Annotated in this window: 15 protein-coding genes; 6 read left to right on the top strand and 9 right to left on the bottom strand. The window is 40.5% G+C overall.

Annotation, left to right across the window (positions count from 1 at the left end; genetic code table 11):
- Window positions 1-550 precede the first annotated feature (550 nt).
- The gene (locus ACRD69_RS20375) at window positions 551-1,015 is read left to right on the top strand and encodes a pyridoxamine 5'-phosphate oxidase family protein (protein WP_430816987.1); all 465 of its coding nucleotides are present in this window, start codon (window positions 551-553) and stop codon (window positions 1,013-1,015) included.
- Between the two features lie 105 nt (window positions 1,016-1,120).
- On the opposite strand, the gene ACRD69_RS20380 is transcribed toward ACRD69_RS20375, so the two are convergent.
- Window positions 1,121-1,600, bottom strand: coding sequence for an aminoacyl-tRNA deacylase (locus ACRD69_RS20380; RefSeq protein WP_430816988.1), 480 nt, complete (start codon window positions 1,598-1,600; stop codon window positions 1,121-1,123).
- 193 nt (window positions 1,601-1,793) lie between these two features.
- Here ACRD69_RS20380 and ACRD69_RS20385 point away from each other — a divergent pair, with 193 nt between their 5' ends.
- The 4 genes from ACRD69_RS20385 to pyrH all read left to right on the top strand — a co-directional run bounded on the left by ACRD69_RS20385 (window position 1,794) and on the right by pyrH (window position 4,348).
- Window positions 1,794-2,180 carry a DUF8840 domain-containing protein gene (locus ACRD69_RS20385; protein ID WP_430816989.1) on the top strand — a complete coding sequence of 129 codons (387 nt, stop codon included), beginning with the start codon at window positions 1,794-1,796 and terminating at the stop codon, window positions 2,178-2,180.
- Window positions 2,181-2,191: 11 nt separating this feature from the next.
- Window positions 2,192-2,842 (top strand): hypothetical protein, encoded by a 651-nt coding sequence (locus tag ACRD69_RS20390; protein WP_430816990.1) that lies wholly within the window; start codon window positions 2,192-2,194, stop codon window positions 2,840-2,842.
- Between the two features lie 47 nt (window positions 2,843-2,889).
- Window positions 2,890-3,492 carry a TlpA family protein disulfide reductase gene (locus ACRD69_RS20395; RefSeq protein ID WP_430816991.1) on the top strand — a complete coding sequence of 201 codons (603 nt, stop codon included), beginning with the start codon at window positions 2,890-2,892 and terminating at the stop codon, window positions 3,490-3,492.
- Window positions 3,493-3,640: 148 nt separating this feature from the next.
- Window positions 3,641-4,348 (top strand): UMP kinase, encoded by a 708-nt coding sequence (pyrH, locus tag ACRD69_RS20400; protein WP_430816992.1) that lies wholly within the window; start codon window positions 3,641-3,643, stop codon window positions 4,346-4,348.
- A 156-nt stretch (window positions 4,349-4,504) separates the two neighbouring features.
- Here the strand turns inward: pyrH and porN are convergent, their stop codons facing one another.
- The 7 genes from porN to topA form a co-directional block, all read right to left on the bottom strand.
- Window positions 4,505-5,353 (bottom strand): type IX secretion system ring subunit PorN/GldN, encoded by an 849-nt coding sequence (gene porN / locus ACRD69_RS20405; protein ID WP_430816993.1) that lies wholly within the window; start codon window positions 5,351-5,353, stop codon window positions 4,505-4,507.
- 19 nt (window positions 5,354-5,372) lie between these two features.
- Window positions 5,373-6,941, bottom strand: coding sequence for a type IX secretion system motor protein PorM/GldM (gene porM, locus ACRD69_RS20410; protein WP_430816994.1), 1,569 nt, complete (start codon window positions 6,939-6,941; stop codon window positions 5,373-5,375).
- A 38-nt stretch (window positions 6,942-6,979) separates the two neighbouring features.
- Complete coding sequence (gene porL / locus ACRD69_RS20415; RefSeq protein ID WP_430816995.1) at window positions 6,980-7,816, bottom strand: type IX secretion system motor protein PorL/GldL; 837 nt, start codon at window positions 7,814-7,816, stop codon at window positions 6,980-6,982.
- Between the two features lie 47 nt (window positions 7,817-7,863).
- Window positions 7,864-9,192: a T9SS ring complex lipoprotein PorK/GldK gene (porK, locus tag ACRD69_RS20420; RefSeq protein ID WP_430816996.1), complete on the bottom strand. Its 1,329-nt coding sequence runs from the start codon at window positions 9,190-9,192 to the stop codon at window positions 7,864-7,866.
- Window positions 9,193-9,237: 45 nt separating this feature from the next.
- Entirely contained in the window at window positions 9,238-10,218 is a 981-nt protein-coding gene (locus tag ACRD69_RS20425) for a PorP/SprF family type IX secretion system membrane protein (protein ID WP_430816997.1), read from the bottom strand.
- Between the two features lie 184 nt (window positions 10,219-10,402).
- Window positions 10,403-11,560, bottom strand: a complete 1,158-nt coding sequence (locus tag ACRD69_RS20430) for an arginase family protein (protein WP_430816998.1) — start codon at window positions 11,558-11,560, stop codon at window positions 10,403-10,405.
- Window positions 11,561-11,568: 8 nt separating this feature from the next.
- Window positions 11,569-14,031: a type I DNA topoisomerase gene (gene topA, locus ACRD69_RS20435; RefSeq protein WP_430816999.1), complete on the bottom strand. Its 2,463-nt coding sequence runs from the start codon at window positions 14,029-14,031 to the stop codon at window positions 11,569-11,571.
- Window positions 14,032-14,317: 286 nt separating this feature from the next.
- Here topA and ACRD69_RS20440 point away from each other — a divergent pair, with 286 nt between their 5' ends.
- The gene (locus ACRD69_RS20440) at window positions 14,318-16,684 is read left to right on the top strand and encodes a transglycosylase domain-containing protein (protein ID WP_430817000.1); all 2,367 of its coding nucleotides are present in this window, start codon (window positions 14,318-14,320) and stop codon (window positions 16,682-16,684) included.
- Between the two features lie 77 nt (window positions 16,685-16,761).
- Here the strand turns inward: ACRD69_RS20440 and ACRD69_RS20445 are convergent, their stop codons facing one another.
- Complete coding sequence (locus ACRD69_RS20445; RefSeq protein ID WP_430817001.1) at window positions 16,762-17,850, bottom strand: 3-oxoacyl-ACP synthase III family protein; 1,089 nt, start codon at window positions 17,848-17,850, stop codon at window positions 16,762-16,764.
- Between the last annotated feature and the right edge of the window lie 11 nt (window positions 17,851-17,861).

Consider the following 17,861-nt stretch of genomic DNA (forward strand, 5'->3'; position numbering starts at 1 on the left):
GTTATTTGCTTGCTATGAGCATATTGAACAATAATAACAGTAAAGAGTAGCTTTTTGTAAGGAGGAGAGCTGATTTACATGATGCATAGATCTATACGTTTATAAAACTTCTTTTCGAACACTAAAACGCTTTGCCCCGGGCTATGATGTAGCAGACCTACAGCCTGCCAGTTGCAGCTTGGTTAAATAGTATCGTTTAATAGTTTATCCTTCGCGCAGCAGCACCGGAGGTTTAAATATATCGAAGCTGTCAATCAATTCCTCAGTTCAACGATTTATCAGTTCGACAGTTTATCAGTTTAATCTTTCAACTTCACTTCGCGCGGCAGCACCGGCTGATTTGTAAGCAGTGCCATAAATTAAACAAACAGCCATTTAATTATAGACATTGTTAATGCAACCACAAATTGCTCAAATTACACAAATGGATAAACAGCTAAGCTGTTTGTGAATGGATCATAATGATAAAATGTCGAATTGTCGAATTGATAAGCTATAAGCATCTTGCAAAACAAAAGTAATCACCTATATTTAGGCCAAAAGAATCATTATGCGCCGTAAGGAAAGAGAAATAAAGGATGCAGTAATTGTCCATCAAATTTTATCAGAGTCAAGTATTTGCCGACTGGCCATATATGACGATCCGTTCCCATATATTGTACCAATGAATTATGGTTATGAAGATGGAGCCATTTACTTTCATTGTGCAACAGATGGACGTAAACTTGATCTGCTTAGGAAGAATAATAAGGTTGGTTTTGAGATCGAATACGACAGTGAGGTGCTTAAAGGTGCCGTATCATGTCAATGGACCACAAGGTACCGTTCAGTTATTGGAACAGGGGAAGTTGAGATAATTGAAGATACAGATGCAAAAATAGCGGGGATGGACGCCATAATGAAACAGCATGGAAAAACGGATAATGAATACATCCCTAAAGTAATGGCGAAAGCTCTGATATTAAAGCTTTCGATCAAATCGTTTACGGCCAAACAGGCTGGCGACTGGGCATAAAAAGAGATGTTCGATGACTAGCATTCCCAAAAATCATCGAACATCTCAAACATCTCACATTAACATCTGATGGATTTATGTCTGCGAAACTTTTTACTTTTACTACTAGGCTTCAGCGATAGTAGTACGTGAAATTTTAACTACCGTAGGGTGCACCAGTCGCTGATAATCTTTGTAAGTCATTTGGATTAACTCAGCATGATTGCACGCGTTAAATGCGATAGTTGTGTCTTCTGTTAGCTTTTCAGCAACAAACACCTCCATGTTGTAAAGATTACCAAATGGTGGTTGTGCACCAACTTCACAATCCTTAAAGGCATCTTTAAATTCTGATTCAGTAGCCAATCGAACCTCTTTGGCTGCTGTAGCCCGCTGCAATTCTCTCAAATCAACCTGGAACGATGCTGGTAATACTACCATACAGAGCTTTCCGTCAATTTTTACCATAACTGTTTTAGCTATTTCATTGCCTGAAATATGTGAGTAAGCAGCTGTTTTTTGTGCAGTGTAAGCCCTGGAGTGAACAATGCGTTTATAGTTAACGTGTTCCAGATCCAGATACTTCTCAAGACGTGTAAGTGGCATAACTTTCCCTCCAATTAAGTGTTTATAATATCATCCTCAACAAAAACGCTAACATAAGTTACTATCAAAATGGCCGGGTGTAAAGAGGGTTTTAGGTGAAAAAATACGATAATCTCCTTAGGTGCTGATTTTCAGGCACCATTTTTCTTTTCGACATATTTATGCCAATTTTGTGGCTCAAATAATAATGAGAATGGGAAAAGAACAGTTTTTATCAACCGAAGAGCTACACTTTTTGGGCATCAAGGTTGTTTATAAAGATATGATCGATAAGGGTTATAAGGTGCTGAATGTTAGGAAGGAGCCAGATGTTAATCCGCAGATTTTAGCTACCAAAGACGATAAGCGCTATTTTGTTGTTGTGAGAACTGAAACCTATCCTGACATGGGATTGTTATTGCCACACATCGCTTCGGAAGTAATGAAGCATAGCCAAAAGCACAATGCGATCTGCTATTTTGCCAGTGTTGGTATTGCCAACGCTAACGGTCAAAACGATGAAGAAATGTCAAAGCCTGTGAAAGATGGTGAATACTATATCAATTATAAAGGGCTGGAGTTATTTCCAAGCTATACGTAATGCGATCAACCATGTTGGATAAAATAAAGACCTTTTACCGTCAAAACAGGCTGCTCATATTAATTGGTTTAGCCTTTTTACTGTTAATGCAGATATGCAGTCGCGGAGGACGTGTTGATAAAGCATTACTACAAAATGAACAACAAGCTGTTGAGGAGTCAATACCAGATGATACTGAGCTCAAACCTCTTAATGAACTTCATTACGAACAGGAACGACAGCAGCAAAAGCGGAATCCTGAAATGATATCGTTATACATATTAATGGGAATGGTATTACTGGTTTATGTGGCCACTAAACGGGGGTGGCTCCAAAAGTTAAGCCCTTCTGTTGTTTGGGTAAGGGTTCATGTTAAACGAAATAAAAGTACCAAGGCACGCATTGTAAGCATATCCATTAACAACCAGACAAAAGAGAGTTTAACATTTTCACCACCGGTACTGGCCTTTGGTTCACCTTTTAAAAAGGCACGTAAATTCAGGATCAAAGGTGGAGACGATAACATTTTTCCATTAACTCTTATGCCAGGAACAGCCCACCGCTTAACGATTGATATAGATGCTTTCAGGAAAAAGGCCGGCTTAAGTGCTAATAACTGGGTACGAATTGAAGCCAATGCCGGCTTAAAAGTGTATCGCTCCTTATGGAAATACTTGTTTTAAAACCATAATACCCAGGTATTGTTATATCATAAAAGAATGTAAAGAATATGAAGAAAGGATTTTGGTCAGAACAGTGGCATAAATACCGGCGAAAGAAAACCATAATGGGAATTGTCTTCGATTTTCTGTTTACTGCGCTGGTCATTGCCATGTTATTTCCTGCTTCGCGCAAAATAGTATCTTCAACCATCATTCGCTACAGTATGTTTCAACCACGCGAAAGTAAGGAGGTGGCCTACTTAGCGGATAGTGATTATAACTGGTATGTTGAAGATCTGGATGGCAATAGCTTATCGCTTTCTGAACTCAGGGGCAAAGTTATTTTTATCAATTTCTGGGCCACCTGGTGCCCACCCTGTATTGCCGAAATGCCTTCTATTCAGCGCCTGTATGATGAGTATAAAAACGATATGGCATTTATCCTTGTAAGTCAGGAGTCAAAAGGTATTTTACGCGAGTTTATTGCCGAAAAAGAATACACATTCCCGGTTTATGTTTTAAGAAGCCGTCAGCCCGATATTTTCTCTTCACGAAGCATCCCGGCTTCATTTCTTATTTCACCCGAGGGACAGCTGGTTATGAAAAAACAAGGTGCTGCGCGCTGGGACGGAACTAAGGTAAAGGAGCTGATCAATGAAATGCTGAATTAGAAAAAGGCACTCAATAAGATACGGAGCAGGGATTAGTCCTTGCTCTTTTTTTTGAATCAATGACCAGGTTTATAGAAGATAATTACTTCATGATGAGTGCAAATCATTTCCTATCTTTGAATGCTTGAAATTTAAAATTACAGAACTAATGAAATACAAAAGAGTACTATTAAAGCTTAGTGGCGAATCGCTAATGGGAGAGCAGGGTTATGGTATTGATCCGGAGCGCCTGAATGACTATGCAGAACAGATCAAAGAAGCCGTTGAAATGGGTGTTCAGGTGGGCATTGTAATAGGCGGTGGAAATATCTTCAGAGGCCTTAGCGGTGCCTCAAAAGGCTTTGATAGATATAAAGGTGACCAGATGGGTATGCTGGCCACAGTTATTAACGGATTGGCCCTTCAATCGGCTTTACAGGCCATGGAAGTTAAAACCCATGTGCTAACAGCCATCAGAATGAATCCGGTGGGAGAGTATTACGATAAACCCAAAGCTGTTGAAGCCTTAAACAAAGGAGAAGTAGTTATTATGGCTGCCGGTACGGGTAATCCTTATTTTACTACTGATACCGGTTCTTCATTGCGGGGTATTGAAATTGAAGCTGATGTCATGCTAAAAGGTACTCGTGTTGATGGTATTTACACTGCCGATCCGGAGAAGGATCCTACCGCTACCAAATTCGACGAAATAACCTTTGATGAGATTTATAACCGTGGTTTGAAAATTATGGATTTAACTGCCACAACCATGTGTAAAGAAAACAACCTTGATATTGTGGTGTTTGACATGGATACCAAAGGAAACCTGGTTAAAGTGCTGAAAGGTGAAAATATTGGAACTTTAGTGAAGAACTAAGGGCTTAATCAGTTTTATTAAGCATGTCATCTTTATCTGCATTTTTGGAGTAAAGATGACATGCTTTTTTTTACTCTGATACTGCCTTATGAGCAATAAAAAAGGGAGCTGAACAGCTCCCTTTATATATTTATTTGACTAGACTTTATCCTCTTATTAGAATTCCCACATATCGTGTTCCTTCTCAAAAATACTTTGCTTAATACGCTCTGATTCCATCATAGCTTCCATACCAGCGGTATAGTCTTCAATACGACGGTTGTTATATACGTTAGCTTCTTTGTAGATATAGCTACCGAAATAACGCTTGATGAAAATATCATCGAAAGTACGGCGCTGTGCATCGTTACGAGGGTTAAACACTTCGTGTCTTGCAAGCAGGTTACGTACTTCAGGGAAGTAAATCCAGAAAGTCTGAGAAACGCGTACTTCACTTCCTTCGCTGTCACCCTGAACATATTCGCGAATTGGACATAATCCAACAATACGAACATCCATACGTGAATATTTTCTGTCGAAGAACCAGATCTCTTTCAACATAAACTGTTTGATCTCCGTTGAGCTAACCTCACCTTCAACCACTCTTTCTTCGTACAGACCGGTCTCCACATTCTGAATCATTTGTGTGTCGGAAACAGCACCCATTTCACGCATCACCTGATCCAGTGTTAATGGTACCTGGAACTCATCGTCGGTAGTTGCTGAGTATGCAGTCAGACCTTCGTACTGAATACCGTAAATCAACAGGTCGATTAAGTTGTAACGATCATCCATTTTGGTAGTAGGATAATACATTGGCAGGTTCAACTTTTCGCGCAGGTCAATGACACGCCAAATCTTTTTAGCCCATAGAACATCAGCCTCGCGCACATGTGCATAAGGTATTGGCTTGCGGTTTGGCACATGGTCTTTCGTGTAAAGCTCAGTGTTTACTTCCTGTGCAGTTGCCACATCAGCAGCACCAAAACCAACTAATACAATCAGGATAAAGAATAATCTTTTCATTGTCTTTATTTTTTATTTCCTAGTCAACAGTTATTACTATCGGAGCCAGCTTTTTGTTACGTCCGTCTGGTCCTATAGCCTTAATTTCTTCTATCGTAATCTTAGAACCTTTTGAGGCTCCTCTAATTAAATCAATCTGTTCATCAGTAACGCGGTTGCTCTTCGATTCTTTACTTACAAAGAAACCACCTCTTACTGTTGCAATACTAAACTGGGTAACCTTGTACTCCAACTCAAAATCAAAGTCAGGTCCCATGGTAGCAAACAATCCTGTTTGCGCCAGCAGGGTATTCTTTTTAATCTTACCATCTTGCTTACCGGCAAAGGTAGCATATGGCAACGGAAGCGGCTTAATACGGAACTCTTTACTTCCAATACGTTGTTTTTTTCCTGCAATATTGGCATAAACCGTAACAATGGATTTACCTCCTGCAAAGCCAGGTTTTGGTTTTACAATGTATACACCATTACCCTGAGTACGTTTTGTTGCATTTGAAAATGTAACATCAAGATCACTTGAAGATATACCAGGTACAGATACCTCTACCGGGTTGTCCAATGCTTCATAAAACACGTTCATCTTCATTGGAGAGATAACCGCGTTAGGTTGCATTACTTCAAATTCGTGCTCAATATCGTATCCTATTTCCTTACCGTTCGGATCCATGAAGTAGATTTTACCTTGCCACTTCTGCTTACCAACTCTGTTGGCCGGTATTTCAAGAACACCAATACCCTGTTCGTTTGGTTCAATATTATAGCCAGAAATATCAAACCTTGGTTTCTGATACTCGTCGGTTGCAGCAATAAATAATTCCACGCTGTATTTATCACCTTTTAATACCATTGAAGAGTTTGGCTTAACAATGGGGCGAATCTTATTGAACTTATACGTGTTTTCGTCAATGCTGCTCAATAAGTATGAAGAAACATCCGCCTGGGTATTTCTCACATTACTCTGGATACTACTTAGCAAAGCAAAAGAAGCTGACAGAGGCAGATGCTCAAACTTCTGACTTTCCCACGATTGCTGAACCTGACCATCGTTGGTTGGTTTTTTAGCCTCGGTGGACAAGATCTTGTTAAGCGTTGATACCAAAGCTGTATCTTCAGCGCTAACATTTGAGATTAATAAATCTCTGTATGTATTGATGCGCTCTTTTAACTCTTTGCTTCTTGCTCCGGCTTTCTCCGTAATCATTACCTGTGGAGCAATATCCTGATTGTCGGCTCCTTTGTAGTTTTGTAAAGTTGCCTCAGGGCTGTTGTCTACCTTACGCATCATCATCAGTTTAAGTTCCTGTATGTGATTGTAAAGTGAATCGGCACCTGCTTTAATAGCTTCAGCCTTTTCCCTGGCAGGTTTTACCTTTGCCGAGTTAACAGCTTCTGCAGCTTTAAAGCGATCTATTAAATCAGAGTTTTTAGTCTCTGTTGTTTTTATACTTTCCTGAATACTTTCGTCTACCAGTTGAAAAGCTTGAAGTAACTCTCCTGACACGTTCAGGGCCAACATGGCCGTCAGGAACAGGTACATCATTCCGATCATTTTCTGCCTGGGGGTTTCGGGACAATTTCCGCCACTCATATTCTAATTCTTTTAGCAGTTAATAATGATCTTCCTGATTATTTATTACCCATATTCATGGCACTTAACATGTTGCCATAAATAGAATTTAATTCTGAAACTGATTGGCTTAATTGCGCCACTTGCTCACGGTATACCTTCGCATCGTTGGCCGACTGCTGAAACTGGTTAGTAATTTCAGACAAACCTTGTGTTAAGGCCTGTGAAGCCTGTACCTGGCTGTTAACACCTTGTAACTGTAATTCGTATGCTGAATTAATAGCAGCAAGATTTTTAGTGACATCACCTAGTTTTTCACCATATGACTGGTTGTTAGATGAAAGTGTTTCAAAGTGAGCTTTAAGGCTCTCGCCTGATGAAGCATACACATCGGCTAATGCCTGGCTGCTTTGAGCCATTGAAGCCTGCTGGTTGGCAAACTGACCAACTGCATCTCCTGCATTTTTCATATTACTGATATAAGCATCTGTTGCCGCCGTAGCATTACCCAGGTCAGATAATTTAGACGAGGTGTCAGAAAGCTTCTTAATACCTTCAGATAGTTTTGCAATATCTTTGTCGTCAAGGTTACCACTCTGAACTAGTGCAGCCAGTTCACTGCCACCACCACCATGTGCATCTTTCTCTCTTGGCTCTAAACCATGAAGCTCAGGGTATACTAGCCCCCAATCGGGCATTTCATGTGGTTTTTCAAATGCTGAAAGGGCAAAAATAATGGCCTCTGTTCCCAATCCGGCAATCAACATATATGCTGCTCCGGGAAGGTGAAGAATTTTCCATAGTGCTCCTAAAATTACTACAGCTGCACCAAGACCGTATACTTTACCCATTACTTTTTTATATCCAGGGCTCTCAACAAATTCCGAAATACTCATAATGAACTAATTTTTTTTCAATTAACCGTCCTAAAAAATTGATTTGATTAGTCACCAATGTAATCTCTTACACATCGGAAACCGATAAATGATGTAGAAGAATCCTGGTATTCATATGTACGAGTACCATTTTGAAGGAAATAACCTACATCTTTCCATGAACCACCGCGAAGTACTTTTCTTTTCATTACGTGTGGATCATCTGGTAAAGCATTATACTTATAAGTTGGGTTGAAATCGTGTGTAAAAGTGTAAGCTGATTCATCGTAAGCACTAGAAGTCCATTCAGCAACATTACCAGCCATGTCAAATAAGCCATAATCGTTTGGAGCGTATGAACCTACGGACATAGTTGTCATACCACCATCATCACCATAACGACCACGAAGAGGTTTAAAGTTAGCAAGGAAACAACCTTTATCGTTACGGGTGTACATACCACCCCAAGGGTAATTAGCATGGTCTAGGCCACCACGTGCTGCGTATTCCCACTCAGCTTCAGTTGGCAGGCGGTAGTTATTTACCGGAGGCTCACCTTTGCTCTGAAGAAAGTTATTTAATAACTGTGTTCTCCAGATACAGAAAGCAGTTGCCTGTTTCCAGTTCACACCTACAACAGGGTACTCATCAAAACCAGGGTGCCAGAAATACTTCTCAGTCCATGGTTCGTTGAATGAATAGGTGAAGTCAGCTATCCAACACAAGGTATCAGGATAAACATTTACGGCATCTTTCATAATGAAAGCTGAACGATCATTGATTTCACGCTCCTCACCATACTGGTCATATGCCACACCTTCGTATTGTTTAGTTTCAAAATTATAACGGTTGCTTCTTTTTGCAGCTTGCAAAAGATCAACCCATTCGTACTCATAAGTTAACTTACGAGTGTCAATTTCTTTTCTTCTGAAGAAACGTTCGTTCTCTGGTAAGAACATTTCGTCAAGTATCTCAGCATACTCTTCGTTATCCCACTCAATAGGTTCGTCCCAATTGACAAACGGAGGGTCAATTTCATTGCCAAGATAATCTTCACTAAGAAGGAATTCTTCGAATTGCTCACCTAATAAACGACGTGCAATAGAGTCTCTCACCCAATATACAAACTGACGGTATTCGCTGTTTGTAATTTCTGTTTCATCCATCCAGAACGAACGAACTGAAACTGTTTTTGATTGAGAGGTCATTGTATTGGCAATGTCCATATCATTTGGTCCCATGTTGAAACTACCTTGTGGAATAAATAACATTCCGTAAGGATCTGGTTCATAAAATGAGGCCCGGCGCGCTACGCCAGTTAATTCTCCACCGCTGGATTGTCCGCATCCAGTTAAGATGGTGATTAAAATGACACTGATGGCAAGTACTTTCTTCATAATAGCCTTAATATCTGAGTTACTCTTTTACTTATTCTTAATATCTTATAAATATCTTACGCTTTTGTATTCTTTCTTTCTCTTCTCGAGGCTTAAATCGAACCGATAACCAAGCATTAACTCATGAGAGCCACTGCTGGCACCACTCAATTGAGAGATGCTGATGTCATAACTATAACCGATTCGAAGTCCGTTGTTCAATTCAACCCCTCCCAGCAAAACAATGGCGTCTTGCATCCGGTAAGTTAATCCGCCCCAATACTTATCTTTTAATATGCCGTTTATATTCCAGTCAATCTGGTAACTCGACATATTCGTTCTTAGAAATACGGATGGGACCAGTACGATTGGTCGTTTTTTCATTTGAATGCGATAGCCTCCAGTGATAAAAACTGTACGGTCAAGGTAAGAAGCGAATGTTTCTTTAAATTTAGGTTTTGGTTTGTTAAGGTGAGCAACTGAAATACCAAGGTAATACTCCTTGTGTTCCAGGTAAGCTCCAAATCCTGCGTCAAATGCCATCCCTTCTTCATCGTTCCATTCATCAGACTCAGGTGTATGATAGTCACTTTGAAAATTATCACCTGATCCATCTGGCATTGTGAACAGTTCACTTCCTTTAATGCCCTGGTTAACGAAGCCCAAAGAAAGTCCTACTCCTAATTTGCCGTAATCAGTTTCCCATCTTTTAGAGTAGATAGCTGACATATAAAAACTTGTGAAAGCTCCTATCTCATCATTCATTAATGATAAACCAATTCCGCTGTTCCATCCCAATAAATTAATTTCCGTATCAACTCCAAAAACCGTTGTACTTGGAGCCATCGATGAGCCACCTTCTGGCTTAAAACCGCCCATCCATTGTTGCCTGTTGCCAAGCGTTACATTCATCATTTCATTTGCACCTGCGTATCCCGGGTTGACAGTCAGTTGGTTAAACATGTTCTGACTGAACTGCGGATATTGCTGCCCCCATGAAATTGAAGCAATGCAAAATAACAGAAAAAATACTATTCTCCTAGCCATGCCTTAAAAAAGCTGGTGTTAACAAATATGAACCTTAGTTCTTAATTTTATCTGGTTGATTTCTATTGATTTCAACCGTTTATTATTACCAGCGGACAAAATGCTGGGGATATATACTCAAATTTTTACTCAAAGGTTTCATTTTTCAAAAGTATAAATCACAAAAACATTGTTTTAGTTTGATTTACAACCGTTTTTTTTGAATGTGACGAAACCATTTTTCCGGTATTTCATTGGCAGAAGCAGCATCAAAATCAGTGCGATCACATGCAATAACTTCAACCATATCTTTTTCACCTGGTATCTCAACCCACCATCTGTCATTGTCAGGATTATTGTAGAACTTTATTTCCAGTTCGTAATCCTCCAGATAAACAATAAATTGCCGATAGGTATCCAATTCTTTTACCGGATAATCATTATAACGTAAAGCAATGCCTTCTAGTATGTGCCAGATAGACTGAGCTTTTAAAACTATTCCTTGTTGCTTTGTATCTAACTGTGTATCAAGTTCAAAAATGCCAAAAACTTTCATTCGGTCACTTTGTCCCGCATACCACAGACACTGGCATAACTCTTCTCCCGATAAGCCGTTGGGCATTGCAATAAAATGCGCCGGCTGGTCACATTGCCTAACGCATGTCATGTCAACGCTCAATACATCGGCATCACGCATCCGGGGTTCCATTAACCTGTGGCCAAGCTGCCGTATCTGACCAAGGCGTAATATTTCAAAGGAATTGTTTTTGAATTGCTTTTCCTGTGCCGCACTGTATAAATATTTCTGGGCTGAAACAATGCTTAGGTCATCAGGAGCATATTCATTGTTGCATAGTAAGCCTAAAAAGTTGGATGCGGAATAATCCTGTTCAGTGGTTAGCCAATCAATTTTTGAATCTACAATAGCTAAATTATAGCTTGATTTGTGCTTGTTGAAGCCTCTGGTCATTGGAATGGTGTAGTCCTGACTACCACCTATTATCAGCGTTAATACTTCAAATTCAAGCAGCTTGCAGATGATCTCTTCAAGGGCCTTATACCGGTCATCAATTGTTTTGCCGAGCAGGTTACCCATGTCGACAATCTTTAATGATTTGGATAAGTTCCTTAATCCGTACAGGTGACCGCGCGTACTGTCAGGTGCTTTATCACAGCCTTTGTGAGATGAATTGCGTGAATCGCTTATGCCGATTATGGCAATATCAATGTCATCCCAGTTTAAGGATGATGATTTTTGAAAATTAATTATGTGGCTGATTAATCGTTCGTCAACCGAACCTTCAAATGCTTCTGTAATTTGATAGTTCGGTTGCTCGAAATAGTGTATCCAGTCTTCGGTCACAGTTTAGGTTATTTGGTTTTTTTAGTGCTCGTTTTCTTTTTTGTTGTACTTGTTTTTTTTGTTGTTTTTTTTGCTGCAGTTGTTTTTTTAGCGGTTGTTTTCTTCGCCGCTGTTTTTGTGCCTTTTTTAGATGCAGACTTCGTATCCGCCTCAATTAAAGCCTTGCAGTCTTCCAAAGATAGTTCTTCTGCGTTTTTATCCTTAGGAATTTTATAATTCTTTTTCTGATATTTGATAAATGGTCCCCATCGTCCGTTAAGAATCTGCAATTCTGGTTCTTCATCAAATAGCTTAATGATCTTCTTCAGGTCATCCTCCCGCTTGGTTTTGATGCGATCAATGGCTGTTTCCAGATCAATTTCAAATGGATCATCAACACCTTTTTTAAGTGATACAAATTTGCTGTCGTGGCGAATGTAAGGTCCAAAACGGCCAATGCCAATTACAACAACTTTGTTTTCAAACTCACCTAAAGTACGAGGAAGCTTAAACAGGTCAAGTGCCTCTTCAAGTGTAATAGTCTCCAGGTGCTGTCCTTTACGTAAGGAAGCAAATCTTGGTTTCTCGGCGTCTTCGTCTTCCGAAGAGACACCAATCTGCGCTAAAGGACCAAAGCGGCCAATGCGCACCGATACCTGCTGTCCGCTGGTTGGATCAACGCCTAAGATGCGTTCTCCGGTGCTTTTTTCCGATTGTTCAAGTGTTTCTTCGACTTTAACATGGAAAGGCTTGTAAAACTCATCAATGGACTTGCTCCACTCGATATTACCAAGGGCAACATCATCAAATTCCTTTTCAACCTTGGCTGTAAAGTCAAAGGATACGATGTTTTCGAAATATTTAACAAGGAAGTCGTTGACCACCATACCTATGTCGGTAGGGAATAGTTTGCTTCGTTCCGCACCAGTAATTTCAGTTTTTTCGCTCTCAACAAGGTCTTTGCCTTTTTCAAGCCATATGTGCTGATAGTTGCGTTCGGTTCCTTCACGATCTTCTTTTTCAACATAACCACGGTTCTGGATGGTTGAAATGGTTGGAGCGTAAGTAGACGGACGTCCGATACCTAATTCTTCTAATTTACGAACAAGGCTGGCCTCGGTATATCTGGCAGGTTTTTGACTCCAGCGCTGACGAGCTTCCACATGAAGCATGTCCAGTTGATCGCCTTCGTTCATTGGCGGTAATAATACGCTCTCTTTATCATCCTGCTCACCTTCAGTATCAGTCGATTCGATGTAAACTTTCAGAAAACCATCAAATTTGATCACTTCACCTGTTGCCATAAATTTTTCGCCAGTCGTACCGGCGTTGATGTGAATGATCGTCTTTTCTAATTGTGCATCACTCATCTGAGAAGCAATGGTGCGCTTCCAGATAAGTTCATATAAACGTTTTTCCTGAGCTGATCCGGAAACCGTTTCCTTATCTAAATAGGTTGGACGAATGGCTTCGTGAGCCTCCTGAGCGCCTTTGGCTTTCGTCTTGTATTTTCTGATCTTAACATACTCGGCACCCATCTTCTCGGTAATCATTGTAGAAGCCATGTTTAAGGCTAAATCTGATAAGTTCACCGAGTCGGTACGCATATATGTAATCTTACCGGCTTCATATAATTTTTGAGCAATAGACATGGTCTGGGAAACGGAGTAACCCAATTTACGCGATGCCTCTTGTTGCAATGTTGAAGTGGTAAATGGTGCAGCCGGTGATTTCTTCATCGGCTTTTTCTCAATTTGCGATACTAAAAACTGAGCATCGGAGCATTTTTCAACAAAAGCTTTTGTTTCCTCAATCGTATTGAAGCGCTTGTTCAGTTCCGCTTTTAGTTCCTTAACACGTCCCTTTTCGTCAGTTACCTCAAATAGTGCTGTTACACGGTACGATGAAGTTGGTTTGAAAGCAAACACCTCACGCTCACGGTCAACAATTAAGCGTACTGCTACAGATTGCACACGCCCGGCTGATAATGATGGTTTTACTTTTCGCCATAAAACAGGAGAAAGTTCAAATCCGACAAGACGATCAAGTACGCGACGTGCCTGCTGAGCATTAACCAGGTTGGTGTCAATTTTACGTGGGTTTTCAACAGCTTTCTGAATAGCATCCTTTGTGATCTCATGAAACACAATGCGACGCGTGTTCTCTTCTTTTAATCCAAGCGTTTCAAACAAGTGCCAGGCAATAGCTTCTCCTTCGCGGTCCTCATCGGATGCGAGCCATACCATCTTGGCATTCTTAGCTAACTGTTTTAGCTCCTTAACAACATCCTTTTTGTCGGAAGAGACTATATAATCAGGTTGATAATTATTATTGATGTCAACCCCAAAATCGCTTTTTGATAAATCACGAATGTGTCCATAACTTGATTTCACTAAAAAGTCTTTACCCAAGAACTTTTCAATGGTTTTTGCTTTTGCAGGTGACTCGACTATCACCAGATTCTCTTCTGTAACCGTTGTTTTTTTACCCATCTCTCAATTATCTTACAAACACCACTTAGTGTTAAAGCTTGCAAAATTATATAAAATTGCCACAATGTTAAAAAATGAAAATGCTTTACGCAAACGTTCGCCTGCATGTATCAATCAAATTTTACTATTTTTACACCAAAATATCAATTATTAGCATGAATCAAGCTTAATGATACATTACAACTGTCAAGGGTGTCAATAGCTTCATCAAAAGAAAAAAAATATTTGTGGTCATGCCGGTAATTTATAGTCTGTTATATTGTAACAAATAAACTATCCTATATTGATGAATCAAGAGAAATCAAAATATCGTAAACTGATTCGTACCTTTTGGGTATTGGTTATTGGGGGAATTCTGTCTGTTTTTACCCTGTTTACCATGATATCATACGGAATGCTTGGTTTTATGCCAACTTTCGAAGAATTGGAAAATCCGAAAAGTAACCTGGCATCAGAAGTGATATCGAGCGATCAGCAGGTTTTGGGTAATTACTTTCGCGAAAACCGCAGCTACACTACCTATGAAGAGTTATCGCCTAATATTGTCAATGCGCTGATTGCAACCGAAGATGTACGTTTTCATGATCATTCAGGAATTGATGCAAGAGGCCTGGCGCGTGTAATGGTTCGTACGATTTTAATGCGTGACCAAAGTTCAGGTGGGGGTAGTACAATTACTCAGCAGTTGGCCAAGTTGTTGTTTCACGGTCATGCGTCCAGTACCATTGAACGCGCGTTTCAAAAGCTTAAAGAATGGGTTATTGCCGTTAAACTGGAGCGTAGTTACACCAAGGAAGAAATTTTAACCATGTATCTGAATAAAGCTGAATTTATTTATGATGCTTATGGTATCAAGAGTGCTGCTCAGACTTTTTTCAACTCATCAACAGATACACTTAAAGTAGAGGAGGCCGCTGTTATTATCGGAATGTTAAAGAATCCGGCACTGTATAACCCGGTTCGCCGTCCCGAATTAACACAGGATCGTCGAAATGTGGTACTGCATCAGATGTTGAAAGCCAGCTTTTTGACTGATGCTGAATATGATTCCTTATCAACCATGCCTTTGGGTCTGCAGTTTAAGCGAGCCGACCATAAGGAAGGTCCAGCGCCGTACTTTAGAGAATATCTCAGGTTAACCTTAACAGCTGGTGAGCCGGATCGCTCAGATTACGCATCGTGGATGGAAGCTAAATTTCTTGAAGACAGTGCCCGTTATGTGGATGACCCTTTGTATGGCTGGATCAATAAAAACTATCGTCCGGATGGAACGAAATATGATGTGTACAAAGATGGCTTGAAGATATATACAACCATTGATTCGCGCATGCAGACCTATGCAGAGAATGCAGTTAAGAATCATTTAAGTCAGGATATTCAGCCCAAGTTCTTTGCTGAGAAGAAAGGTCGCCCTGGTGCTCCTTATACCAGAGATCTTGCCAGGGAAGACTATGAAAAGATTATTGAAAGAGCCATTAAGAATACTGATCGTTACCGTGGTCTAAAGCGAAATGGTGCAGATATGGATAGCGTGATGCGGGTTTTTAACACCAAATATGACATGACTGTATTTACCTGGGAAGGAGAACGTGATACAGTTATGACTCCGCTGGATTCGATTCATCATTACAAGTTCTTTTTGCGTGCGGGTATGATTTCAATTGATCCACTGTCAGGGCATGTTAAGGCATACGTTGGAGGGCCGAACTTTAAACACTTCATGTACGATATGGCTGGTAAGGGTAAGCGACAGGTTGGTTCAACAATTAAGCCATTTGTATATACCCTTGCCATGCAGGAAGGATTTACACCTTGTGATCTGGTGCCCAATATAGCCCAGACATTTTACCTGGGTAGTGGTAAAACTTGGACCCCACGTAATAGTGGAAGTAGAAGGGCAGGGGAGATGGTTACCCTGAAATGGGGATTAGCCAACTCCAATAATAACATAACGGCCTGGGTGATGAAGCAGTTTAATCCGCGTGCTGTTGCCAATACCATACGCGAGCTTGGCATTAAAAGCCCTATGGATGCCGTACCGGCACTTTGTCTGGGAACACCCGATTTTGGGCTACTTGAAATGACAAGTTCTTATGGTACATTTGCCAATAAAGGTGTGCACATTGAGCCAATGATCGTAACGCGCATTGAAGACAGGTATGGTAATGTTATAAGTGATTTCCATCCGCAAAAACGCGAGGCCATTAGTGAGCCAACAGCCTATTTGATGTTGAATTTACTGCAAGGTGTGGTTAACCAGGGAACCGGTGGTCGATTGCGTTACAAATATGAGTTAACAGGACAGATCGGCGGAAAGACTGGTACAACTCAAAATCATTCTGATGGATGGTTTATGGGAGTAACCCCACAATTAGTGACCGGTGTTTGGGTTGGAGGAGAAGATCGTGACATACACTTTGACGGAATCGGACTTGGGCAGGGAGCTAATATGGCTTTACCTATATTTGCCTTGTATATGAAAGATATATATGCCAATGAAGAAATTGGCATTACCCAGGAGGATGTATTTGAAGAGCCATTGAACTTCTACGTAAACCTTGATTGTAATCAACCGGCTCAGCAAGGTATGGACCAGGAGGAAGGCGAAATAACCGAAGAGGAAGAAATGGAAGGTGTGGAAGAGTTTCTATAAAAAAACAAATAGTCAAACGATATAAAAAGAGCTGCTCCTAAAAGGGCAGCTCTTTTTATTATGTCTGTTATATTTCTTTACGGCATTTTATAAACAAATGCATTAATATTCATACCTGCCCCAACCGATGTCATAACTACATTGTCACCACTCTCAAGGGTATGACCATCAAGCTGACCTTTACATATCAGGTCAAAAAGAGTTGGGACAGTAGCAACACTGCTGTTTCCCAATTTACGAATAGTCATAGGCATCACGTTCAGGTCAACATTGCGCTCGCCATATAAACGGAAAAGACGTTTAAGGATTGCTTCATCCATTTTGGCATTGGCCTGGTGGATCAGAACTTTCTTAATGTCACCAAGTGTCATTTCATTCTTATCCAAACATTCTTTAGCCAGTTGAGGTACGTTGGTTAAAGCGTAGTTGTACAAACGGCGTCCGTACATCTTAAGGAACAGGTTTTCTCCCTTTAGTTCTTCATTATACGGATTATCCATGCGGAGCAGATCAATGTGCTCCTCGGTGTCGGTTTGAACGGCATGCTTTAATATACCCACAGGAGTGTCGCTTTCACGTGCTTCAAGCAGTACAGCTCCTGCTCCGTCGGCAAAGATCATCGAGTCGCGGTCATGCGGTTCCATAGCGCGACTAAGTGTGTCAGCACCAATAACCAGTGCGCTTTTGGCATCACCCGATTTCAGGTAATAATTAGCCTGAATCATTGCCTGTGTCCAGCCCGGACATCCGAAGGTAATGTCATAAGCAATAGTTTTAGGATTTTTAATCCCCAGCTTATGTTTCACCCTTGAAGCCAATGTAGGCAGAATATCCGGGTAAATAGTACCGTGACGCATGTCTCCCAGGTTATGCGCGACGATTATATAGTCCAGCTTTTCCTGATCAAACCCTGCATCTTCTAATGCGGCTTTGCCAGCAAACATTGCCAAATCAGATGTTACGTGATTTTTTTCGGCACATCGTCTTTCGGCGATATCGGTGATCTGCTCAAACTTATCAACAACTTCCTGTCCTTCTGTTTCAATGATGGTTCCATCATCGTTGTAAAAGGTGTTGCTGATAAAATCGGCATTAGCTTTAACCACAGGAGGAATATAGCTTCCAGTTCCGGTAGCTACCGCATAAATCTCAGCCTTTGAATTCATTTTTACTTTTT

The sequence above is a fragment of the Carboxylicivirga agarovorans genome (assembly GCF_050589845.1).
Taxonomy (GTDB): domain Bacteria; phylum Bacteroidota; class Bacteroidia; order Bacteroidales; family Marinilabiliaceae; genus Carboxylicivirga; species Carboxylicivirga agarovorans.